The organism is Halarchaeum sp. P4, assembly GCF_051195175.1.
Lineage (GTDB): Archaea > Halobacteriota > Halobacteria > Halobacteriales > Halobacteriaceae > Halarchaeum.
In genome coordinates, this window is record NZ_JBNTKC010000003.1 from 257,907 (window position 1) to 280,842 (window position 22,936).

Here is a 22,936-nt window from a genome sequence, read left to right on the forward strand (position 1 = left end):
ACCCGCCGCCCGCGGAACCCGCATCGGTATGGAGACGCGGAAGGTCCAGTTGTCCGGCGGGACCACCTACACGGTATCGCTCCCGAAGCCGTGGGCGAACGAACACGACATCGACGCCGGCGACCACCTGTCGCTCCGGCCACGTGACGACGGCACCCTCGTCGTACGGGCGACGACCGACGACCGCGACCGACTCACGGCCGCGACGGACGTCGCCGGATACGGCCCGGACGAGGTCCGCGTCGCCGTGCACGCACTCTACGTGCTCGGGTTCGACCGACTCACGCTCCAGTTGGGAAGTGACGCCTGCGTCCGCGCCGCCCGCGAGACGACCCGACTCCTCGTCGGCATGGAGGTCGTCGAGCGCGACGGGGACACGCTCACCGTCCAGAGCGTCATGTCCGCCGACCACGTCTCGGTCCGCAAGAGCGTCGTCCGCCTCGAACTCGTCGTCGACGCGATGCAGCGGGACGCGGTCACGGCCGTCGTCGAGAACGACCGCGAACTCGCCGCCGAGGTGGCGGCACGCGACGACGAGGCCGACAAGCTCCACGCGCTCCTCACGCGCTGTCTCAGGCGCTCGCTCGGCGCCGTCGGCGAAGTCCAGCGTCTCGGCCACGACCGCCCGGGGCTGTTCGAACACTACCGGGTCGCGCGCCACCTCGAACGCGTCGGCGACCACGCCGAGAAGATCGCCGCGCTCTCGGCGGACGTCGAGGCACCCAACGACTTCGCGAGCGCCCTCCCCGCCCTCGACCGGCGGGCCCGCGACGTCCGGGACGCCGCGACGGACGTCGTCCTCTCCGACGACCCGGTCAACGCCGCCTACGACGCCGTCGCGGACTGCGAGGCACTCGTCGCCGACATCGACGACCACCGGCGCGCGCTCTACGACTGGGCGGACCCTCAAGAGGCACACACCTGCGGGCTCGTCCTTGACAGCATCCGTCGCTCGGCCGAGTACGGCGCGAACATCGCGGACATCGCCGTCCAGCGCCACTATCGCCACCGCCACTGGTGAGACGGCCGAGAGCACGCCGAAGCCGAACGCCGCGTATGGCCGGCCGTGGGAGGGTGCCGCGTCGACGGCGGCGACGATGGTGGCCTTCGAGATGGATGCGGGACACGAGCCCCACCGACAGGAAGCCAAAGGTGTCTGTATAGCCAAAATATATCCAAATATGAAAATATTTCAGATCCTATTCTCGGTATCTGAGTGCATACATATTGTAATAGTCTCCTTTGTCTGTCGTATGGGAAATCCTATCACGCAGGGATTCGGAGCAGTCGGGAGTGAAACGAGACGAGTCACAGACCGTCGGAGCGCCGGTTAACGCCGAGCAGTTCCGCTACCTCTTCGAGAACGTACAGGACGCGGTGGTAGAGTTCGAACTCCGCGACGAGGACCCGATCGTCGCGCTCGTCAACGAGTCCTTCTGCGAGATGTTCGGCGTCACCCCCGAGGAGGCCGTCGGATCGTCGCTGAACGACCTCATCGTGCCGAGCAAGCGGGTGACCGAGAGCAACCGCTTCGACCGACGCACCGCCGCGGGCAAGCGGAACTACGCCATCGTCGACCGGCTCACCGAGGACGGCCTCAAGACCCTCCTCTATCGCGGCATCCCCCACGACGGCGGCGACCGCGGATTCGCGCTCTATACCGACCTCACGGACGAAATCCGGCGTGAGCGCGAACTCGCCGTCCTGAACCGCGTGCTCCGCTACAACCTCTCGGCGGAAGTCGACACGCTCCTCGAACGGGCGGAATACCTCCTCGACGCCGTCGACGACCCCGACCTCGCGGACGCCGCCCGCGACATTCGTACGAGCACCCTCGCCCTCGAGCGCATGACCGAGGAAGCCCGCGACATCGAGCGCGTGCTGGACGCCGACCCGGACCTCGAACCCGCCGCGCTCGACGACGCAGTGCAGTCCGCACTCGAGGACGTCGCGCTCGTCGACTACGCCGACGTCACCGTCGAACTCGGCGACGTCCCTCCTGTTCGCTCCGGCGGGCACCTCGACCGCGCGATTGCCGCCCTCGTGGACAACGCCATCCGCCACACCGACGCCCGGACCCCGAGTGTCCGAATTCACGCCACGCAGACTGACGAGACAGTCGCGCTGACGGTGAGCGACGACGGCCCCGGCCTCCCCGAGCAGGAGCACCGCCTCCTCACCGGCGAGGTCGAACTCACGCCGCTCGACCACGGGAACGGCCTCGGCCTCTGGCTCGTCCGCTGGATCACCACCGCCTACAACGGCGCCGTCACGTACGAGGAGCGCGCCGACGGCGGAAGCGACATCACGCTCGAACTCGCGTCGGCGTCGCGAACGTGAGGCGGCGGCCGGTCGTGGAAGCGTCTCACCTCCGGTGGCGCCCGGCACAAAACATACACCACGCGTTCGGGAACGCATCAGTATGCGCCACCGATTGGTCCTCGCGCTCGGCGCGCTCGCCGTCCTCGCGATGCTGGGCGGGTGCTCTAGCGCCGGCAGCCTCGAGTTGACGGCCGTGAACGACACGGCGCTCGCCGAGGAGGCGAGTCACGACGCGCCGCCGCTCTCCGCGAACGCGTCGGACTCGCCCGACGGGCCGCCGTCCGTCGTCACGCGCGCCATCGTGAACGGGTCCGTCACCGCCGAATCGCGCTCGCCGCGCGTCGAGAGCGACTACCCCTTCGAGTACGACGGCAACTACTACACCCTCACTCACGAGGCCGTCGCCCAGCGAGAGGCGACGGCCGTCGACGTCACGGTCGACTACGACCCGGCGAACCACAGCGGCTCGACGCTCGCCTACGCCGACCTCCCGTCCGTCGACAGGCGGGCGCTCGAAAGCCTTCTGCTACCGGGTGAGCGACAGACTGAGGGATACGACGTCGGCGCGAGCGTGACGTACACGGACGCCCAGCGGGCGAACTCGACGTTCGACTTCGACGCCGGAACGACGTACGTCCTCGCCTACGAGGGCGAGCGCTACCGGCTCCGCATCGACGAGGTTCGCTCGGTCGAGTTGACGACCTATCGCTACGAGACGCGGCAGGTCGCCGAGAGCCCCGAGGCGTACGCGCGCGCCCTCAAGGCCGACCACCTGTTCACGCTCACGGGGCTCTCCGACGCCGAGCGGTCGGTCGTCACGGAGGCGCGGAACGGCACCTACTACGCGACGGACACGGACGACGCGGCGTTCCGCACCGTGCTGAACCGCTTCCGGAACCACTCCGCCGTCCACCGCGAGCACGGCTCCGGCGAGTGGGTCGTCGAGTACGACGGCCAGGTCTACTGGGCCGAGCTCAGCTACGGTGGCTTCACCGACGAGTAGTGCGCGCAGCGGCCGTCGCCGACACCTCCTAGAAGTTTAGGGTGTACTTTTGTGGTATATCTCCCACTCGAACAGACTGTTCCGATCCGGTGTCGACACCGTCACCCCGGTCGAGACGGCCGGACTGGAACTTCATCCCGAACCGGCGACCCCCCACCGGTTCCCCTCCCCCCTCCTTCGCTTCGAGTACCGACAGCGGTGAGACGAACGGGAGAACCGGCGTCGTGTCTCTGGCCGAGAATGTTCGGTGGAGCGGCTGTTGCGCCCCCAAATCACGGCAAACGCATATACGCGCCTGGCCGCATACTCAATGTGTGGCAGGCACGCTCCGAGAGGGGGCCGCGAAGGGTGGGTTCTACGCGCTCGGCAGTCTCTGCCTCGGCGTCGCCGTCGTCCACCTGCTGACCGAGGGCGAAGGCATCGGGACGACCTTCGAAGCGGTGCTGATCGGCGGGCTGTCGACGATCGTACTCTACACCGGCTATCGTCTCCCGTCACGGGCGATCTCGGAGGCGGGCGGGCAGCGCGCAGTCTACTTGAGTGTCGGGGTTGCGGGCGCGTTCGCCGCGCTCGCGTTCGCCGTCTGGACGGCGTGGTACCTTGAGGGCGACCCCGTCGACCTCTCCTTCCTGCTCTCGTTCGCAAGCGTGCTCGGGGCGGCAGTCGGTTCGCGGGTGGGCGTCTACGCCATCGAGTCGGACGAGCAGCTCACGCAGGCACGGGAGTTGGCGACGCTGCTGCGCATCAATCAGCGCATCCTCCGGCACAACCTGCGCAACGACCTCACCGTCGCGCTCGGCTACCTCGACCGACTGGAAAACGAGGAGGACATCGAGAGGGGTGAGGCGATTCAGATCATTCGGGACCGCCTCGAGGACCTCAATCAGGTCGGCGAGCGCGGACAGCGAATCATCTCCATCTGGGAGGTGGAGACGACCCGCGAGTTCGACCTCACGACGGTCGTTCGCGAGGAGGTGGCCACGTTCCGGACGGAGTACCCGGAGACGGACGTCTCGGTCGACACGCCGGAGGAGTGTCGGGTCGACGCTCACCCGGCGCTCCCGACGGCGGTACAGGAGGCGTTGACGAACGCGGTCGAACACAACGAACCGGACGTCTCGCTGTCGGTTCGCGTCGAGCACGACGGCGACACGGCGACCATCGAGATCGCGGACACCGGTAAGGGGATTCCGCAGAGCGACAGCGGCGCGATTACGCTCGGCGAGGAGACGTCACTCACCCATCCCGAAGGGTTGGGGCTCTGGTTGATCTACTGGATCGTTCGCAAGTCGGACGGCCACATCGAGTTGGCGGGAACGTCCTCGGGGACGCTCGTTCGAATCACGCTCCCGGCGACGTCGCGCGAGCGCTGGTTCTGAACGCGCCGGCATCCGGGCACGGAGAGCGCACTCCGCGTCGGACGCCGTGACAGCGCGGACGCGGGGCGACAACGGTAGGCATCACTCGACGTCGCGACCACCACAAAGACTTATTGGCTGTAGTACATATAGGATAGTGGAGTGTTACAGCACTCCGAGGCCGCCGCTCCCGAGATCCTCCCCTCTCACCGAAGCGCACCCTCGGGAGCACGCCTTCAGTACTCTCCGAGTGGGAACGCCGTACTCGGTAGTCGTACATAGCGGTCGTATACACAGGGACATAACAAGTCACGAGCCTCATACTTCATGGCACGGACGATACCCGACTGGCCCACGCGTCGCGTGGCCGTCGCGAGTCTGCTCGTCGGCGGGTTGCACGCGGTGCTCCTGCTCGCAGTCGCGCTCCACCTCGGCTATCCGGTCGGCCCGAGCGCGTACTCGCCGCTCGGTCTGCTCTGGCGGTACGGCGGCCTCGTCGTCGTCGCCGCGCTCCCCGTCTGGCTCGCGGGCCGGTTCCGCCTCCTCGTGCCCGTCCTCGCGCTCGCGCTGACCACCGGGTACGTCCTCGGGATGGAACTCCTCGCACCCGGGCCGACCTTTCGCGACGTCGCAGAACTCGAAGGACTCCGCGACCCCACCGGGACGCTCGTCGTCGAGAACGGTCTGTACGTCGTTCGCTACATGGTGAACGCGTCGGTCTGGACGCTCGGGTTCCTCTTCGCCGGACTCCTCGAGGCAACCTGCCGAACGCGCTGGCGCCGCCTCCCCACCCCGCCGAACACGCCACGGTGGCTCTCGCCGCCCGTCGCTCGACGGCCGGCCGCCGGCGTCGCCGCAGTCGGCGGCTTCCTCCACGCGGCCGTCATGGTGTGGTTCGCGCTCCGCCTCGGCCTCAATGCGACGTGGGGACCCCCCGGAACGCTGTACGCGGTCAGCGCCGTCGGGATGGTCGCCCTCGCCGCCGTCCCCATCTACGTGCTCCTCAGACGCCATCTCGTCGCGCCGATGGCGCTCCTGACGGCCTTCGTCCTCCTCGACGCACGCGCCGAGTTCACCGCGAGCGTCGACGACCCGCACGCGCTCTACTTCGGCGCGTGGTTCGGCCCGCTCGCCCTCGTGCTCGCCGTGGGCGCCTGCGAGTCCCTCCTTCGACGGTGTTGGGACGTCGTCCGCCGACGCCGGTCCGCGTAGCGCCGCGGCGGGCGCGGCAGCCGCGTTCTCGTGCCTCGTGAAGAGTGTGTTCCGGCGCGCCGCGGAGCTATCACCTGAATTAGCCGAACACCTATCTGTCGAGGGCGACAACAGTGTGAGCGACACGGCGGGGGAGAACCACACCGCCAGGAGGGGGTTTCCATGCCACGCTCACTATCAGAGACACCACACTCGTCGGTCGCCGAACGCACGCCGTCGGGGCCGATTCGCGTCCTCCACGTCGACGACGACCCGGCGTACGCCGACCTCGTCGCCACCCACCTCACCCGCGAAGACGACCGCTTCGAAATCGCCATCGAGACCGACCCGGAGGCAGCGCTCGAACGCGTCCGGAGCGCGCCCGAGGACGTCGACTGTCTCGTCAGCGACTACGACATGCCGACGCTCGACGGCCTCGAACTCCTCGAGGCCGTCCGCGAGGTCGCGCCGACGCTCCCGTTCATCCTCCTGACCGGAAAGGGAAGCGAGGAAATCGCGAGCGAGGCGATTTCGCGCGGCGTCACCGACTACCTGCAGAAGACCAGCGGCACCGAGCAGTACGCGATACTCGCGAACCGCATCCGGAACGCCACGACGACGGCGCGGATGCGACGCCACCGCGCCCGCTACCTCACCGCCATCGAGACCGCCCGGGAAGGCATCAGCATCCTCGACGCCGACGGCGAGTACATCTACGTGAACGAGACGTACGCCGACCTCTACGGCTACACGCCCGACGAACTCTGCGGGCGCCACTGGACGTGCACCTACCTCGAGTCGGACGAGTCGTTCGTCCGCGAGGAGATACTGCCGACGGCGCAACGGGAGGGCTACTGGCAGGGACTCACGACCGGTGTCCGCGCGGACGGCACCACCTTCCTCGAGGACCACGTCGTCGCAATCACCGACCGTGGCGACCTCATCTGCACGGTGCGGGACGTCTCGGACATCTACGCGGGCGAACGCGAACTCGAGATGACGCTCCCCGCAGTCGAGGCCGCCCCCATCGGCGTCGTCATCACTGACCCGGGCCGGGAGGACAATCCGATCGTCTACGCGAACGAGCGCTTCGAGGAGTTGACCGGCTACGACGAGGCGGAGATCATCGGGCGAAACTGTCGCTTCCTGCAGGGCGAGCGGACCGACGCCGACACTGTCGCCGACCTCCGCGAGGCAATCGACGCCGAGGAGGAGGCCACCGTCGAACTCCGCAACTACCGGAAGGACGGCACCGAGTTCTGGAACCGCGTCAGCGTCGCGCCCGTCGAGAACGACACCGGCGACGTCACGCACTTCGTCGGCTTCCAGCAGGACGTCACCGAGCGCTACGAGCGCGAGGAGAACCTCGAAGCCACCATCGCGCGGCTGGAGGCGCTCTTCGAGAACTCACCCGACATGGTCGAGGTGCTCGACGCCGAGGGGCGACGGCTCGCGGTCAACCAGCAGTGCCGCACCCAACTCGGCTACACGGAGGCGGACCTCCTCGGCACCGGCGTCTGGGAGACCGACCCGGACGTCACCCCGGATACCGTCCGCGAGACCTTCGCGGAACTCGAGCCCGGCGAACGCCGGCGGTTCAAGAGCCGCCTCGAACGCCACGACGGCTCGACCTTCCCCATCGAGGTGCACCTGATTCGGTTGGACCTCGACGGCCCGCCGCGCTTCATGGCCATCAACCGGGACATCTCCACCCAGAAACACCGGGAGGAGACGCTCAAGTCGCTCTACGAGTCCACGCAGACGCTGATGGACGCGCCCGACCGGCAGACGGTCGCCGAGCACGCCGTCGAGACGGCGCGCACCATCCTCGGCCGCCCGATAAACAGCCTCTGGCTCTACGACGAGGACGCGGACGTCCTCCGGCCGGTGGCGTCGACTGACGCCGCACACGAGGTGCTGGACGGCATCCCCACGTATTCGGGCGACGACAGCCTCGCGTGGGGCGTCTTCGAGTCCGGCGAGGCCGCCGTCTACGACGACCTCTCGACGGCCCCGGGACGCTACAACGAGGAGACGCCGCTCGAGAGCGAACTCATCCTCCCGCTCGGCTCGCACGGCGTGCTGGCCATCGGCGCGTGCGAGCCGGCGTCGTTCGGCGACGAGGAACTGTGGCTCGCACGGCTCTTCGCGCGCACCGTCGAGGCGGCGCTCGCGCGCGCCGCCCGCGAGGAACAACTGCGCGAGCGCCGCGAGGAACTGGAGCGCCAGAACGCCCGGCTCGACGCGTTCACGAGCATCGTCTCGCACGACCTCCGCACACCGCTCAACGTCGCCACGGGCTACCTCGGGTTCCTGGAGGACTCGGCCGACAACGAGCACGTCGAGCGAATCGACGACGCGCTCGAACGCATGGACGAAATCATCGAGGAGACGTTGACGCTGGCGCGACAGGGCCGGACCATCGGCGAGCGCGAACCCGTCGAAGTGGCGGCGCTCGCGCGCCGCTGCTGGGAGCGTGTCGAGTCAGGCGACGCCATCCTCGAGGTCGACGGCGGCTGCACGGTCAGCGGCGACGCCGACCGACTCCGCCACGTCTTCGAGAACCTCTTTCGGAACGCCATCGAGCACGGCGGCGCGGACGTGACGGTCACCGTCGGCACGCTCGAGGACGGCACCGGGTTTTACGTCGCCGACGACGGCCCGGGCATCCCCGAGGACCAGCGCGAATACGTCTTCGACCCGGGCTATTCGACGCGCGACGACGGCGTGGGGTTCGGGCTGGCCATCGTCGCAGAAATCGTCGACGCTCACGGGTGGACGATTACGGTGACGGAGTCCGACGCCGGCGGCGCCCGCTTCGAGGTTCACGTCGACGGCGACGTCCTCGACTAGACACGGACGAGAGCCGTATCGCCTAAGGTCGCGGCGCCACTATGCCGGTGCCGAGATGGCACCGGTAGTCGTTCGCGGTCTCGACGAGGAAGGCCCGGGCGACATCGTCGGCGCGTTCGTCAATGAGGCCGGCGTCCCGCCCGAGGACATCGGCGCGATAGAACTCGAAGGGAACCTCGCCACCGTCGAACTCGCCGACGAGGCAGTCGATGCTGTCGTCGAGGCGATGGACGGCGGGCACGTCGGTCGCTCCGAGGTATCGGTCACCCGCGAGAGCGACGCCGACGCCGCCGTGCGCGAGTACGTCCGGGAGTACACCGAACTCGTGGAGCTGGAGCGCGAGGCGGAGATGCGCCGCCACGAGTCGGAGATTCGCTCGCTCTCCGGCCGCGAGCGCGAGGCGAAGGGTCGCGCGGTCCTCGACCTCGACGGCCGCGACCAGGGCGAGGGCCTCGGCGGCTACGAGGTGCAGTTCGTCCGCCACGGCGAAGCAGGCCTGCCCGACACCGACATCGGCGTCGGCGACCTCGTCATGGTCTCGAAGCGGGACCCGTTGCGCGACGACAACCCGACCGGAACCGTCACGCAGGTGACCGGCCACTCGGTCACCGTCTCCTTCGAGCGCGAGCCACCGGGCTTCGTCTTCGGGTCGGGCCTCCGCCTCGACCTCTACGTGAACGACGTCACCTACCAGCGGATGCTGGACGCGCTGGACGCGCTCCGCGACGCCCCGGAGGGGAGCGCGCTCGCACACCTCCGGGACGTGTTCGCGGGCGTCAGCGACCCCGCCGACCCGACGCCCGCAGATATCGCGGAGTTCTTCGACGCGTCGCTGAACGACTCCCAGCGCGCGGCCGTGCGTCACGCAGTCGGGACCGAGGACGTCCACCTGATTCACGGCCCGCCCGGCACCGGCAAGACGACCACCGCCGTCGAGGCGATTCGCCAATGCGTCGCCCGCGGGGACGCCGTGCTCGCGACGGCCGCCTCGAACACCGCCGTCGACAACGTCGTCGAGCGTCTCGTGGACGCCGGCGTCGACGTCGTCCGTGTCGGCCACCCCGCGCGCGTCACCCCGACGCTCCGCGAGCACACGCTCGACGAGCGCGTCGCGACGACCGAAGCCTACCAGCGCGCCCAGGACCTCCGTGAGGAGGCCTTCGACGCCCTCGACGAACTCGAGGCGCGCGACGACCTCACGAAGCCGAGCGGGCGGTGGCGTCGCGGCCTCTCCGACGCGCGCATTCGCGAGCTCGCCGAGGAGGGCCGGGGCGCGCGCGGGATTCCCGCCGAGAAAATCGCGGAGCTCGCCGGCTGGCTCGAACGTCGCGAGGCGGCCGACGACCTGTTCGAACGCGCGGACGACCTGGAAGACGAGGCCGTCGCGTCGGTGCTCGCGGACGCGGACGTCGTCTGCACGACGAACGCGACGGCCGGGAGCGACGTCCTCGACGGCGTCCACTTCGATACGCTCGTCCTCGACGAGGCCACGCAGGCCACCGAACCGTCCTGTCTCATCCCGATAACCCGCGCCGACCGGGTCGTCATGGCCGGCGACCACCGCCAGCTTCCGCCGACCGTCCAGAACGAGACCGCCGCCCGTGAGGGCCTGCGCGAGACGCTCTTCGAGTGCCTCGCGGAGGAGCACGACGAAATTCGGACGCTCCTCCGGACGCAGTACCGGATGCACGAGCGCATCCAGTCCTTCAGCGCGGACCGCTTCTACGACGGCGCGCTCGACCCCGCTGAGGCGGTCCGCGACCACACGCTCCGCGACCTCGGGATCACGCCCGACGACCTCGCGCCGGACACGCGCCCGGTTCTCGACCCCGACACGCCGCTGACGTTCCTCGACACGTCGAACGTCGACGCCGCCGAACGCCAGCGCGAGGGGTCGCCCTCACGGGAGAACCCCCGCGAGGCGGACGTGGTCGCGGACCTCGTCGTTGATGCCCTCGAAGCGGGCCTCGACCCGGCGGACGTCGCGGTCGTCTCGCCCTACGACGACCAGGTCGAGCGACTCCGGGACGGCCTCGACGAGCGCCTCGACGGTCGCCCCGACGCCCTCCGCGTCGACACGGTCGACGGCTTCCAGGGCCGCGAGGCCGAACTCGTCCTCGTCTCGCTCGTCCGCTCGAACCCGCGGGACGAAATCGGCTTCCTCGACGACGAGCGCCGGTTCAACGTCGCGCTCACGCGAGCGCGCCGGAAGGCCGTCGTCGTCGGCGACGCCGACACCGTCACCGCCGCTGACGTGTTCGCGGCGTTCGTGGACGACGCACGCGACCACGACGCGCTCCTCGACCTCAGTCGTCTCGACGAGGAGGCGCGCCCGTCGCCGAGCATGGTCGCCGGGCGGAGTCGATAGGTCACAGTACGACCCGCGGTGCCGGCCGGCCCGGCAGAACCGGGCGACCGAGGCAACACTTATTCACGCCTGTTCGCGAACGTAGCACGATGCGTTTCGCTCGTCACACCATGGAGACAGCCGCGACGGACGCGAACGAGCCGGGAGTCGCGAGCGCGGAGGAGTCACGATGACTGATGGCTCCCTCCCGGCGGACGCCGTCGGGACCGACCGGACGGCCGGCGTCGTCGAGTCGGTCATCCGCGAGATGACGCGGGAGGCACGGCGGGAGGACGCCATCAACCTCGCACAGGGGATTCCCGACGCCGGCGAGACGCCGGACGCCGTCGAGGCCGCCGCCGAGGACGCGATTGCGACCGAGAGCCAGTACACGATCACGTGGGGGCTGCCGGACCTTCGGGGGGCGGTGGCGGAGCGGTACGCGGAGTGGAAGGGCGTCGAGTACGACCCCGAGACCGAGGTGACCATCACGACCGGTACCAGCGAAGCGATCATGTCGACGATGCTCGCCCTCGCGGAGGCGGGCGACGAGGTCATCTACTTCGAGCCGGTCTACGAGAGCTACATCCCGGCCAGCCAGTTCGCCGGCGCGACTGCCGTCCCCCTCGACATCACCGACAGCCTCGAACTCGACTACGGGGAACTCGAGGCGGCGGCCGAGGACGCCCGGATTCTCGTCCTCAACACGCCGATGAACCCGACCGGGAAAGTGTTCAGCCGCGACGAACTCGAACGCATCGAGGAAATCGTCTTCGAGCACGACCTCATTCTGGTCACCGACGAAATCTACGAGCACATCGTCTACGACGAGGACTACTGCAGCCCGGTCGAAGTCGGCGACCTCGCCGACCGGACGGTCGTCTGCACCGGGATGTCGAAGACGTTCAGCGTCACCGGCTGGCGCGTCGGCTTCTGTCTCGCGCCGGAATACCTCTCGAAGGAACTCCGGAAAGTCCACGACTACGCGACGATCTGCGCGCCAACGCCGCTCCAGCGCGCGGGCGTCGAGGCGCTCTCGCTCCCCGACTCGTACTACACCGACCTCGCGGACGCCTACGAGCGCCGTCGCGACCGACTCTACGAGGGGCTTCGCGAGGCCGGCCTCGACCCCGTCAAACCCGACGGCGCCTACTACATCATGGCGCGCTACCCGACCGACGAGGACGACGTCGAGTTCTGTTACCGCCTCGTCCGCGAGGCGGGTGTCGCGGCCGTCCCCGGCAGCAGTTTCTACACCGACCCCGACGCCGAGGCCGACTGGGTTCGGTTCACCTTCTCGCGGAACGAGTCCACCCTCGATGAAGCGGTCCGGCGCCTCCGCGAGAACCGCTGGTGGTGACGCCCCGGGTCGTTCGACGACACGGCTCTTCGCTGACCGGGCGAGTCGGTCAGCGCTCCGGCTCCAGCGGACAGTCGAGGAGTGTCGTGCCGTCGGGGTCCGTCACAGTGAACCCACGGTCGGCCAAGACACCGGCCGGGCGGCCGTCGAGGGCTGCGTCGACACCCGGGCGGGCCGCGACGGCGGACGCGAACCAGTGCTCGCCGGGACCGTGGTCGCCCCGGAGCGTCGGGACGACTGTCCGCGGGTGGTAGAGGTTCGTGTTCGGGTCCTCGGCGACGACGACTGGGTCGCGCTCCGCCTCGAGGGCGGTTATCTCGCTCACGCCGGCGGGATACCGGGCGCGGGCGACGCCGTCCTCGGTCCGGTGCGTGGCGGACTCGTCCCGCCCGACGCTCCGGTCGAGGGCGAAGCCGCCCTCCTCGCTGTACACCCGTCGGTCGGTTTCGAGCCGGTGGACGCGGACGTGCCACGGGAGCGCCGGGGCCAGCCACGTCGTGAGGGACACGCCGTCCCACGGCTCCCAGCGCGAGGTAATCGTCGTCCCGTCGACCGTGCCCGTCACCTCGTTCCCGGACGGAATCCGGTACTGTTCGCCGTCGAGGCTGAGCGCGAGCGCGCTGTCGTGGCCGGCGTGGCCCGGGCCGGGCGCGCGGCTGGCGACGGAGAACCCGAAGCGCGCCGAGTAGGCGAACTTCGCGTAGTTCTCCCGCGAGTGGACGCTGTCGGCCGGGCGCGAGAGCGCGAAGAGGTGATCAGCGTCGCGACAGAGCACCTTCCCGGGGTCGGCCTGTGTCGTGTAGTCGGGGAGGTCGGGGAGCGGCGCTTCCTCGGCGGTCCAGAACGGGTGGTCGTCCGGGAGGGCGAGCGGCAGGAACGCCTTCATCCCCCAGTAGGGCGAGTTCGGCGAGTTGTACTCCTCGGAGGCCTTCAGCGTCGGGTAGCGATACCCCACGGAGAGCAGCCCGCCGTCCGTAAAGATGGGCTGGTCGAGCCACCAGCGGACGTTCCGCGCCCACAGCCCGCGAATCGTCCCCCACGGCAGCGGGTCGAGGTCGGCGTACGCCAGCACGCCCCAGAACGCCGCCTGGGCGAACCGATAGGTGTGACTGCGGCCGTACGGAATCGCCCGACCCTCGGCGTCGAACCAGTGGACGTAGTGCTCGGCGAACGACTCGGCGCGCTCGCGGAACCGCGCGGCGCGCGCCGGGTCCGCCTCGCCAGCGAGTTCGGCGTACAGCACGCCGTAGAACTGCATCGCCCACGGCAGGTAGTAGTCGATGGGCGCGGGCTCGTCCGCGGGACCGTCCGTGTACCAGCCGTCGCCCTGGTGGAAGGTTTCGAGACGGTCGAGAGCGTCCTGTGTCGCCGCCCAGTCGTGGGGCGCGTCGACCGCGCGGAGGCCGAGGTTGGTGACGACGCGGAAGAACAGCCAGTTGCAGTCGGGGACGGTGGCGTCGTTGATGGAGGTGAGCCAGTCGGCGACTCGTGCCTGCGTCTCCGCGGAGAGCGGCTCCCACACCTTCTCGGGTGCCAGCGCGAGCGCGAACCCGATGCCGGCCATCTCGACGAGCTTCTGCGAGTGGTCGTCGGGCTCGCCCCAGTACTCCTCGTGGTCGGGGTCGGTGCCGTTCCGGAGGCCGTCCCGGAAGCGCTCCCAGTCCGCGAACGCGGTCTCGCCGCCGACGCTCCGGGGCGTGACGCCCCAGAGCGGACGCGAGAATCCCTCCAGTTCGGCGTCGACCGACGGGAAGAACGCGTCAGTCGCCACCGGGCGGACGCGGGCGTTGCCGGGGCTGAAGTGCTCCGTGAGCGGCTCGTACAGCTGGTCGACCGCCCGTTCGAAGTCGGCTTTCGTCCGGAGCGGGTTCCCCTCGACGGGATTCATACGCGTCGCCACCTCCGACTCGACCAAAAGTGTTTGCCACTCATTACCAGTAGCGCCCCCACTGTTCGGTCGCGCGAACCAGTCCTTCGACGTAGAAGTAGTCGCCCCAGATGCAGCACTCGTCGTAATCGCCCTCGGTCGGGTGGTAGGCGGCTTCGGCGAGCAGGCCGTTCGACCCGTCGCCGACCGTGTAGTCGTCGGCGAGGCTCCCGAGCGTCGCGAGCGCCGCGTTCCGGTAGCCCGCCACCCGCTCGTCGGCCGTCGGGAGGTGGCGCGCGAGTTCGTCAAGACCGCAGGCCGCGATGGCCGCCGCCGAAGAGTCGCGCATCGACTGCTCGGCCGGCGCGTCGAAGTCCCAGCGCGGCACGCCGTCGGCCTCGACGTGCTGGAGGTAGTAATTGGCGAGTGTGCCGGCGAGGTCGAGGTAGGCGGCTTCGCCCGTGTAGTCGGCCGCGACGGCGTAGCCGTACACCGTCCACGCCTGCCCGCGCGACCAGCAGGAGTCGTCCGCGTACCCCTGTGCGGTCTCCTCGCCGACGGGTGCGCCGGTCTCGACGTCGAACTCGAAGGTGTGGCAAGTCGACCCGTCCGCCCGAACGAGGTGTTCGGCGGTCGTTCGGGCGTGCGTCGCCGCGACGGACGCGTAGCGCGAGTCGCCGGTCGTCTCGCTCGCCCAGAAGAGCAGCGGGAGGTTCATCATCGTGTCCACGATGGCGCGGCCGCGCTCCCACGACTCCGTGTTGGCGTCGCACTCGCCCCACGCCTGAATCATTCCCGGGGCCTCCCAGAAGCGGTCGGCGAGGCGGTCCGCGGCCGTCAGCGCGAGCGAGCGGTACTGTTCGTTCCCGGTGAGCCGGTGGCCGGCCACCGCGGAGAGCGTGTAGAGGAAGCCGAGGTCGTGCGTCGCCGTCTCCCCCGAGTCGAGGCGGCGCTCGAACGTCTCCAGTTGCGTTTCGGCGGCGTCGCGGAACCGTTCCGCTCCGGTCACTTCGTGGGCGAGCCAGCAGAGGCCCGTCCAGAAGGACGTCGTCCACCCGTCCATGTTGGCCGTCGCCCCGTAGACGAGGTCGTCGCTCGACGCCGTCGGGAAGCGGTCGTAGAACTCGTCTAGGTTCTCGTCGATTCTGTCGATTGCGTCCGCGAGTGCGCGTTCGAGGTCGTCGCGAGTCACGTCCGGGCGCGTTCGATAGCGGTCCGGGAGACCGTGGTCCGTCGCCCCGGCGGACAGTGCGGCGGGAGAGCGTGGCATACGGTACGCTTCCACGCACCCATGATAAAGCCAGCGCGAGCGCGCGCCGGGCACGGTCCGAGACGCCGACCGTCGGCATTCAGTATATCGACATACGGTATATCGGGTGTCGGCGTCGAGGAACCGCTCGATTACGGCCCTCGAACGTGATAGCCGATGCACTCGGTCCTGTCGTCGGCTTCGCTGGAACCGTCCGATATACGTCTCCGAGAGCGACTGCGACCCGAGGCCACGGCGGTACGAGGCGGTCCCGCCCTACTCGTCGTCACCGTCCTCGAGGGGGTCGGTGATTCGGAGGGCGCCGTTCGCTTCGTAGAGATAGCCGCGCTTCAGCAGGCGCTCGACGGCGTACTCGCTGTCGCTGTGCTCGGCGGAGAACGCGTCCGCCTCCTCGAGGGCCGCGTAGGCCGCCTCGTAGGAGAGCTCGCCGTGGGAGCCGTCTGCTGCGTCCACGAGAATCTGGTAGGCCTGCTGCACCCACTCCGGTAGCGGCGGTCGCGGGTCGGACGGGTCGGAGAACGGCATCATTGGGTCGTGTGCTCGTGCTCGCGTCTACGGCGGACGCGCTTGTGAACCTTCCCACTGGCGTGGTAGGGAGTGACGAACAGTACGCCGTGCGTCGCCGTACCCACCGCCGCCGACCACGACACGGCGCTCGTCGCGTCACTCCGCGGACGGCCGTGAGGCTACGTCTGTCACAGTACGGATACAATGTATACATAATCTACGTAGAATAAATTAATCTGACCAATCTGTGAGTCCTAAGGTGTGGTGAACATCCCAGACCACCCCCTCGATGAGAGTCGACGAGAGTTCCTCCGGAAAGCGGTCACGACCGCCACCGTCGCCGGTGTCGGCGCGTCCGGCACCGCGGCCGCCACGGAGAACAACGGCCGCGGGCCGCTGAAGGCCGACCCCTTCACGCTCGGCGTCGCGTCCGGCGACCCGCTCCCGGACTCGGTCGTCCTCTGGACCCGGCTCGCGCCCGAACCCCTCGCCGAGGACGGCGGCATGCCCGACAAGAACGTCGTCGTTCAGTGGAAAGTCGCGACCGACGCGGACATGTCGAACGTCGTCGGGACGGGCACCACGAAAGCGCGCCCCGAGTACGCCCACTCCGTCCACGTCGACCTGAAGGGCCTCGAACCCGACACCGAGTACCACTACCAGTTCAAGGTCGGTCCGGACCGCAGTCCCGTCGGTCGGACGAAGACCGCACCCGCCCCCGACGCCGAGGTTGAGGAACTCACGTTCGCGTTCGCGTCCTGCCAGAACTACCCCTACGGCTACTACACCGCCCACGACCACCTCGCCGACGAGGACCTCGACCTCGCCGTCCACCTCGGCGACTACATCTACGAGGGCGGCGCCGACGGGCCGTTCGACCGCGGACACGCACCCGGCCGCGAAATCAAAGACCTCGCCGACTACCGCGTCCGCCACGCGCAGTACAAGACGGACGGCAACCTGCAGGACGCACACGCCGCCTGTCCGTGGCTCGTGACGTGGGACGACCACGAAGTCGAGAACAACTACGCCGACGCGGTTTCCGAGAACAACGACCCGAAGCAGGCGTTCCTCGAACGCCGCGCGAACGCCTATCAGGCCTACTTCGAGCACCAGCCGCTGCGCCCCTCCCGGATGCCCGACGGCCCGAGCCTCCCGCTCTACCGGCGCTTCACCTACGGGAACCTGGCCGAGTTCAACGTCCTCGACACCCGCCAGTACCGCGACGACCAGGTCTACTCCTCCGAGGCGGCCAAGAAGCCGGGCCGTACCATCCTCGGCGACGAGCAGGAGGACTGGCTCGTCGACGGTCTCACGAACTCGACGAGCACGTGGAACGTCCTCGCGAACCAGGTGCCGTTCGCCGCGACCGACGAGAACCCGAACCCGGACGTCCGGAACTTCGGCGGCGGCGACAAGTGGGACGGCTACCGCTCCGACCGTGAGCGCCTCCTCGCGCTCATGGCCGAGGACGCCGACCTCAACCCGGTCGTCATCACGGGCGACGTCCACCGCAACTACGTCTACGACCTGAAGGCCGACTTCTCCGACCCCGAGTCCGAAACCGTCGGCACCGAGTACGTCGGCACCTCGATCTCCTCGTTCGGCGACGGCTCCGGGATGACCCAGTACGGCCCGTCGCTCGGCGAGCCGTGGCGCAAGTTCTTCAACGACCAGCGCGGCTACGTCCGGTGTACGGTCACGCCCGAGGAGTGGCGGACCGACTACCGCGTCGTCTCCACGGTCGAGAAACCCGAGGCGCCCGTCGAGACGGTCGCGTCCTTCATGACCGAAGCCGGCAACCCCGGCGCGGAACTCGTCTCCGAGCGCCCCGACGTGCAGGGCTCGCTCGAAATCGCTGACGTCCGCCCGAACCAGGAGGGCGACCTGAACAACGAGTACGTCACCCTCGCGAACACGAGCGAGGAGCCCGTCGACCTCTCCGGCTACATCGTGAGCTTCGAGGGCGGCGGCCAGACCTACACCTTCCCCGACGGCGCCTCCGTCGACGCGGGCGGCACCGTGACGGTGCGCAACGGGACCGGCGAGAACACCGACTCGACGTTCTACGCCGACTTCGGCGGGCCGGTGCTGAACAACAGCGACCCCGACGTCGTGCTCGTTGCCACCCCCGACGGACTCGTCCTCGACGAGGCGTCCTACGCGCCGGTCTGAGAGGTCATAACGGCTGCGACGACCCCCCGCTTCTTTCGGCAGGTTAGACGAGACGACGCGGAGCGTGCACCGACGTGTCTGCCCGCGAGAGGATTTTTCCGGATGTGGCGTAAGTTATACCACACGGCTCCATAGCCGTCGATACACGAATGCTCGACCGATTACGGCATCCACTCTCCGCGGTCGTCGTCGCGTTGCTCCTGACAGTCCCGTGGCTCTACACGTTCTTCACGTTCGGTGGCTACGGCGCGGTCCACCCAGGCGAGAACATCACGCCCGTCGGCGCGGTCGCCGTCGCCGGCCCCGCAATCCTCGGCGCCGCGTTCCTGCTCGCGTGGGCGGCCGAAACCGCCGAGAAGGACGTCCCGCAGGCGTTCGCCATCGCGGTGCTCGCCGTGCTCGCCGTTGCCCCCGAGTACGCCGTCGACGCGCTCTACGCGTGGGAGGCGGGCGCGGGGGACGTCCAGGCCGCCAACCTCGCGGTCGCGAACATGACGGGCGCGAACCGCGTCCTCATCGGGCTCGGCTGGGCCGGCATCGCGCTGTTCAGCATCTATCGCGTCGGCCGCGGGGGCGACCCCGCAGTCACCAAGCGGTCGGGCTTCCTCAACGACGTCGTCTCGCTCGACCGCGCAATCTCCCTCGAAATCACCTTCCTGCTCGTCGCCACCGCCTTCGCGTTCTTCGTCCCGCTCGGCGGCGGTATCGGCCCGCTCGATACGATCTTCCTCGTCGGCCTCTACGTCGTCTACCTCCTCGTCATCATCCGTGGCGACGTCGAACCCCCAGAGGCGAACGTCGGCGTCCCAGCGTACTTCCACGAGCACCCGCGCGCCTCACGAATCGCCTTCGTCCTGCTCGGGTTCGTCTTCTCGGGCGCGGTCATCTTCACCGCCGTCCACCCGTTCGCCGAGGGGCTCGAGCAGGTCGGCCTCCAGTACGGCATTCCGGAGTTCTTCATGATTCAGTGGTTCGCGCCGCTGGCCTCCGAGAGCCCGGAGCTCATCGTCGTCGCCTATCTCGTGAACAAGGCGCGGACGACCGCCGGTTTCAACGCACTCATCTCCTCGAAGCTCAACCAGTGGACGCTCCTCATCGGCACGCTCGCTGTCGTCTACTCCATCTCGGCGGGCGCGGTCGGGACGCTGCCCTTCGACCAGAAACAGGCCGCCGAGATCTGGATCACGGCCGCACAGAGCTTCTTCGCAATCGCCATCCTGACGAACTTCGAGATCACCGCCCGCGAGGCGGTCATCCTCCTCGTCCTCTTCGGCTCACAGGTCATCACCGAGTTCTACATCATCCAGGTGTACACCGACCCGGCCGCCACGGCGCTCAGCACGACGGTTCTCTACGCTTACACCGCGCTCTACCTCGTGATAGGAACGGTGCTGTTCATTCAGCGTCGTGAGAACGTTCGCCGCCTGCTTCGCGTCACCCTCCGGGACGTCCGCGACGCGCTTCTCGGCGACGGCGCGCGCACGGACCACGGAGACTGACGCGACGCGACCGCTTCACTCAGCGAGTGTGCAAGTAGCGGGCGTCCGACGTTTCGAGACGGTCGGTCGGGGACTTGTCCGGAGTTTTATCAGTTCTCCCGTCCCAGTCGGCGTATGGACGTCCTCCTGACCGCGGCGGCCGTCGGCATCGCGTTCCTCTACCTGTATGCGTTCCTCCGGTCGTACGTCCGGGGGAACGACGGTCTGAACGGGGAGTTGTTCGGCCGGTAGCGAGGTGCAGGGCGGACGCCGGGCACGTGACCGACCGGACGCGTCGGCCACCGTGCGCGGGCGACGACGCGACCGGCAGGTACCGCCGACGATGACCCACTACTCGCGAACACCGCAGGTCTCCGGGTCCCGACGGCGATTGACAGCGGCTGGACGTGTTCACTAATTCGGACGCGGGCACGTGTAAGTACTGTAGCTTTTCTGGCGCCACGGGGACACCCTTCGTGCCGGCGAGCGACTTCCTCCGCGACTTCGTGACCGTGGCGTTCAGCCACGAGGCCGTCGAGGGCCTCATGTCGTGGGGCTTCTAGGCTGGCGACCCACGGGGGCGTACTACGACGAGGACTGGACGCTCCGCCCGCACGGCGAAGTGTTCATGGATCTCGTCTTCGAGCAGTGGTGGACCGAGGAGAGCGTCGAAACCGGCCACGACGGCCGCTACGCCACCCGCGCGTTCAAGGGCGACTACACGATTTCCGCCGAGAAGGGTGCGCTCTCCGGCGAGACGACGGGGGCGATCAACGACGAGACGGACACCGTGACCGTCCAGCTCACCCCGCCCGGCCAGGACGAGTAACCGGCGCGAGGAGGAGCGACGACGACGGTCCGTGCGTCGCTTTCTCGACCTCTCAGCGCGTCGCGAGGACGAGCGCGGCACCCGCGGCGACGACCGCGAACCCGGCGAGCGCCGCGAAGAGTACCGTCGGCGTCCCGTAGGTGAGTATCGTGCCCGCGACGGTAGCGCCGAGCGCGCCGACGCCGAACGCGCCGAGGTACGTGTAGCCGTAGGAGACGCCGCGCGCCCCCGACGGCGTCGTCTCCGCGACGGCCGCCTGATAGAACGGCTGCACGAGGAACAGCAGGAAGCCGAGGAGCGCGCTCGCGAGCAGGAGCGGTACGGTGCCGGCACTCGCGAGCGGCATGAACGCGAGCGCGATGACAGCGAGCGCGGCGAACGCCGCGACGAGGCCGCGCGACGGGGCGACGACGTCGGTGAGGCGGCCGCCGACGTACTGGCCGGCGACGCCGACCATCAGGAGCGCGGCGTAGAGGTAGCGCGCCGGCGTGCCGAGGTCGCCGAGCGTGACCGCCCGGAGCGCGGGCAGGCCGGCGAGGAGGTCCGGCAGGAAGGTGAGGACGCCCCGGTAGTAGAGCCCCGAGCAGACGACAACGAGGAAGACGAGCGCGAACGCCCCGGAGAACAGCCGAGTGGTGGTCGCACCGAACTCGCGGAGGCTGGTCGGCCGGTCGGCGTCGCGCGCCTGTGCGTCGGCATCCGTGGCGGCGTACTCGTCGACGTCGACGCGCGTCGCGACGACCGCCGCGAGGAGCGCCGGCGCGGCGAGGACGAGCGCGACCGTCCGCCACTCGAAGCGCACAAGCAGGAGCGCGGTAGCGAACGGCCCGAGCGCGATGCCGAGGTTGCCCGCCATCCCGTGGTAGGCGAACGCGCGGCCGCGCTCCGTGACGCCGTTGCTGATGAGCGAGAGCCCCGCGGGGTGGTAGACGCTGGCGGCGAGCCCCCAGAGCGCGAGGGCGAGCGCGACGCCGAAAAGCGACGGCGCGACGCCGAGGACGAGGAAACTCCCCGCCATCCCCACGAGACAGTAGCGGATGAGGCGCTTCGCGCTGTAGTGGTCGGCGAGCACACCCCCGGGGAGCGCACCGATGCCGAAGAACGCCATTCCGACGGTGACGAGCACGCCGAGCGTGGCCGCCGTCGTCGTGAACTCGGTCAGCCAGATGGTCACGAAGATGGGTATCGAGAGCTCGTAGACGTGCACCATCGCGTGCGCGACTGTCACGAGGCCCGCGATGGCGCGGTCGTTGCCGTCCATTACGTCGACCGTCGGCCCCGGGCCCGCTCAAAGCTTCGGAGTGCAGGAGGTGCGAATGCCGCGACACGTAGTTCTATGGCGGCCGCCCCGCCTCGTCCGAACACCATGTCCGATGCTGTCACGGTTCACGAGGGAGTGACCTACGCGGAGCGCGAGGCGGGCGAGATGAAACTCGACCTCTACCTCCCGGAGCACGAGAACCCGCCGCTCGTCGTCTACGTCCACGGCGGCGGGTGGGTCGCGGAGACGCGCGGAAACATCCCCGACCCGGAGCACCACGCGGCCGAGTGGGGCTGCGCCATCGCGAGCGTGAGTTATCGCCTCCAGGAGGTCCCCGACGACACCCCTGCGGAGGAGATGTACGACCCCGACAACCCGACGCCGCGCGGGTCCTTCCCCGACCACTTCGTGGACGTGAAGGCCGCGATTCGGTGGCTCCGCGCGCACGCCGACGACTACGGGTACGACGCCGAGCGCGTCGCCGCCTGGGGGTCCTCCGCCGGCGGCCACCTCGCGCTCCTCGCGGGCGTCGTCGACGACGTCACCGACCTCGGCTCGGCGTTCGCGGACGAGGTTGAGAAGCGCGTCGCGCCCGACGAATCGGGCGCGGTGCAGGCCGTCGTGAGCTGGTACGGCGTCGCCGACTTCAGGCTCGCCGCGGACGACGACGGCCTCGTGCCGCTCCTGCTGGATGGGACGCGCGACGAGCACCCTGTCCGCTACGCGCAGGCGAGCCCCGGCACGCACGTCACCCCCGAGAGCCCGCCGACGCTGCTGATGCACGGCCGCGAAGACGAGGTGGTGGGTGTCGAGCAGAGTCGCGCGTTCTTCGACGCGCTCGACGACGCCGGCGTGAACGCCGCGCTGTACGAACTCCACGAGCTGAACCACGTCTGGGTCGAGGACGTCGAGGACATCGAGTCCGAGCGCGTCGCGATGGACCTGCTCGCCGCCGACCCGACGCACGCCCAGTCCGTCTACGAGGCGACGCACGTCGCCCCCGGCGAAACGCCGGCCCCGCTCGTCGAGGACGGCACGCCTGCCGGTCCCGAGGCGATTCGGCAGTTTCTCGACCGGACGATTCGCTGAGAAGACCCTGTTGAAATTCGATTGGT

Annotated in this window: 16 protein-coding genes; 12 read left to right on the forward strand and 4 right to left on the reverse strand. The window is 69.0% G+C overall.

All coding sequences use genetic code 11. The features are described 5' to 3' along the window. Nucleotides 1–28 precede the first annotated feature (28 nt). The 8 genes from ACQUS8_RS12335 to ACQUS8_RS12370 all read left to right on the forward strand — a co-directional run bounded on the left by ACQUS8_RS12335 (nucleotide 29) and on the right by ACQUS8_RS12370 (nucleotide 12,434). Complete coding sequence (locus ACQUS8_RS12335; RefSeq protein WP_435101470.1) at nucleotides 29–1,021, forward strand: PhoU domain-containing protein; 993 nt, start codon at nucleotides 29–31, stop codon at nucleotides 1,019–1,021. A gap of 272 nt (nucleotides 1,022–1,293) precedes the next feature. Then, complete coding sequence (locus ACQUS8_RS12340; RefSeq protein ID WP_435101472.1) at nucleotides 1,294–2,340, forward strand: ATP-binding protein; 1,047 nt, start codon at nucleotides 1,294–1,296, stop codon at nucleotides 2,338–2,340. 82 nt (nucleotides 2,341–2,422) lie between these two features. Further along, entirely contained in the window at nucleotides 2,423–3,325 is a 903-nt protein-coding gene (locus ACQUS8_RS12345) for a hypothetical protein (RefSeq protein WP_435101474.1), read from the forward strand. Between the two features lie 314 nt (nucleotides 3,326–3,639). After that, nucleotides 3,640–4,704, forward strand: a complete 1,065-nt coding sequence (locus ACQUS8_RS12350; protein ID WP_435101476.1) for a sensor histidine kinase — start codon at nucleotides 3,640–3,642, stop codon at nucleotides 4,702–4,704. A 306-nt stretch (nucleotides 4,705–5,010) separates the two neighbouring features. After that, nucleotides 5,011–5,895 (forward strand): hypothetical protein, encoded by an 885-nt coding sequence (locus ACQUS8_RS12355; RefSeq protein WP_435101478.1) that lies wholly within the window; start codon nucleotides 5,011–5,013, stop codon nucleotides 5,893–5,895. A 162-nt stretch (nucleotides 5,896–6,057) separates the two neighbouring features. Further along, complete coding sequence (locus ACQUS8_RS12360) at nucleotides 6,058–8,727, forward strand: PAS domain S-box protein (protein ID WP_435101480.1); 2,670 nt, start codon at nucleotides 6,058–6,060, stop codon at nucleotides 8,725–8,727. A gap of 55 nt (nucleotides 8,728–8,782) precedes the next feature. Further along, entirely contained in the window at nucleotides 8,783–11,095 is a 2,313-nt protein-coding gene (locus ACQUS8_RS12365) for an IGHMBP2 family helicase (RefSeq protein WP_435101482.1), read from the forward strand. A gap of 169 nt (nucleotides 11,096–11,264) precedes the next feature. Continuing rightward, on the forward strand, nucleotides 11,265–12,434 hold the full coding sequence (locus ACQUS8_RS12370) for a pyridoxal phosphate-dependent aminotransferase (protein WP_435101484.1): 1,170 nt from the start codon (nucleotides 11,265–11,267) through the stop codon (nucleotides 12,432–12,434). 49 nt (nucleotides 12,435–12,483) lie between these two features. Here ACQUS8_RS12370 and ACQUS8_RS12375 read toward each other — a convergent pair whose 3' ends face one another. The 3 genes from ACQUS8_RS12375 to ACQUS8_RS12385 form a co-directional block, all read right to left on the reverse strand. After that, nucleotides 12,484–14,322 carry a DUF2264 domain-containing protein gene (locus tag ACQUS8_RS12375; RefSeq protein WP_435101486.1) on the reverse strand — a complete coding sequence of 613 codons (1,839 nt, stop codon included), beginning with the start codon at nucleotides 14,320–14,322 and terminating at the stop codon, nucleotides 12,484–12,486. A gap of 43 nt (nucleotides 14,323–14,365) precedes the next feature. Beyond that, nucleotides 14,366–15,571, reverse strand: coding sequence for a glycoside hydrolase family 88 protein (locus ACQUS8_RS12380; protein WP_435101488.1), 1,206 nt, complete (start codon nucleotides 15,569–15,571; stop codon nucleotides 14,366–14,368). Nucleotides 15,572–15,826: 255 nt separating this feature from the next. Beyond that, entirely contained in the window at nucleotides 15,827–16,099 is a 273-nt protein-coding gene (locus tag ACQUS8_RS12385) for a hypothetical protein (RefSeq protein WP_435101490.1), read from the reverse strand. 240 nt (nucleotides 16,100–16,339) lie between these two features. Between ACQUS8_RS12385 and ACQUS8_RS12390 the strand changes: the two genes are divergently transcribed. The 3 genes from ACQUS8_RS12390 to ACQUS8_RS12400 all read left to right on the forward strand — a co-directional run bounded on the left by ACQUS8_RS12390 (nucleotide 16,340) and on the right by ACQUS8_RS12400 (nucleotide 20,560). Then, nucleotides 16,340–18,253, forward strand: a complete 1,914-nt coding sequence (locus ACQUS8_RS12390) for an alkaline phosphatase D family protein (RefSeq protein ID WP_435101492.1) — start codon at nucleotides 16,340–16,342, stop codon at nucleotides 18,251–18,253. A gap of 149 nt (nucleotides 18,254–18,402) precedes the next feature. After that, on the forward strand, nucleotides 18,403–19,752 hold the full coding sequence (locus tag ACQUS8_RS12395) for a sodium:calcium antiporter (protein WP_435101494.1): 1,350 nt from the start codon (nucleotides 18,403–18,405) through the stop codon (nucleotides 19,750–19,752). A 529-nt stretch (nucleotides 19,753–20,281) separates the two neighbouring features. Continuing rightward, the gene (locus tag ACQUS8_RS12400) at nucleotides 20,282–20,560 is read left to right on the forward strand and encodes a hypothetical protein (protein ID WP_435101496.1); all 279 of its coding nucleotides are present in this window, start codon (nucleotides 20,282–20,284) and stop codon (nucleotides 20,558–20,560) included. A gap of 52 nt (nucleotides 20,561–20,612) precedes the next feature. Here ACQUS8_RS12400 and ACQUS8_RS12405 read toward each other — a convergent pair whose 3' ends face one another. Next, nucleotides 20,613–21,821 carry an MFS transporter gene (locus ACQUS8_RS12405; protein ID WP_435101498.1) on the reverse strand — a complete coding sequence of 403 codons (1,209 nt, stop codon included), beginning with the start codon at nucleotides 21,819–21,821 and terminating at the stop codon, nucleotides 20,613–20,615. Between the two features lie 105 nt (nucleotides 21,822–21,926). Here ACQUS8_RS12405 and ACQUS8_RS12410 point away from each other — a divergent pair, with 105 nt between their 5' ends. After that, nucleotides 21,927–22,910: an alpha/beta hydrolase fold domain-containing protein gene (locus ACQUS8_RS12410; RefSeq protein ID WP_435101500.1), complete on the forward strand. Its 984-nt coding sequence runs from the start codon at nucleotides 21,927–21,929 to the stop codon at nucleotides 22,908–22,910. Nucleotides 22,911–22,936: the final 26 nt, after the last annotated feature.

Bases quoted from the DNA above. Each gene is read 5' to 3' on its own strand.
- ACQUS8_RS12335 (WP_435101470.1), top strand. From the start codon at position 29: ATGGAGACGCGGAAGGTCCAGTTGTCCGGCGGGACCACCTACACGGTA.
- ACQUS8_RS12345 (WP_435101474.1), top strand. From the start codon at position 2,423: ATGCGCCACCGATTGGTCCTCGCGCTCGGCGCGCTCGCCGTCCTCGCG.
- ACQUS8_RS12355 (WP_435101478.1), top strand. From the start codon at position 5,011: ATGGCACGGACGATACCCGACTGGCCCACGCGTCGCGTGGCCGTCGCG.
- ACQUS8_RS12360 (WP_435101480.1), top strand. From the start codon at position 6,058: ATGCCACGCTCACTATCAGAGACACCACACTCGTCGGTCGCCGAACGC.
- ACQUS8_RS12365 (WP_435101482.1), top strand. From the start codon at position 8,783: ATGGCACCGGTAGTCGTTCGCGGTCTCGACGAGGAAGGCCCGGGCGAC.
- ACQUS8_RS12370 (WP_435101484.1), top strand. From the start codon at position 11,265: ATGACTGATGGCTCCCTCCCGGCGGACGCCGTCGGGACCGACCGGACG.
- ACQUS8_RS12375 (WP_435101486.1), bottom strand. From the start codon at position 14,322: ATGAATCCCGTCGAGGGGAACCCGCTCCGGACGAAAGCCGACTTCGAA.
- ACQUS8_RS12380 (WP_435101488.1), bottom strand. From the start codon at position 15,571: ATGCCACGCTCTCCCGCCGCACTGTCCGCCGGGGCGACGGACCACGGT.
- ACQUS8_RS12385 (WP_435101490.1), bottom strand. From the start codon at position 16,099: ATGATGCCGTTCTCCGACCCGTCCGACCCGCGACCGCCGCTACCGGAG.
- ACQUS8_RS12395 (WP_435101494.1), top strand. From the start codon at position 18,403: ATGCTCGACCGATTACGGCATCCACTCTCCGCGGTCGTCGTCGCGTTG.
- ACQUS8_RS12405 (WP_435101498.1), bottom strand. From the start codon at position 21,821: ATGGACGGCAACGACCGCGCCATCGCGGGCCTCGTGACAGTCGCGCAC.
- ACQUS8_RS12410 (WP_435101500.1), top strand. From the start codon at position 21,927: ATGTCCGATGCTGTCACGGTTCACGAGGGAGTGACCTACGCGGAGCGC.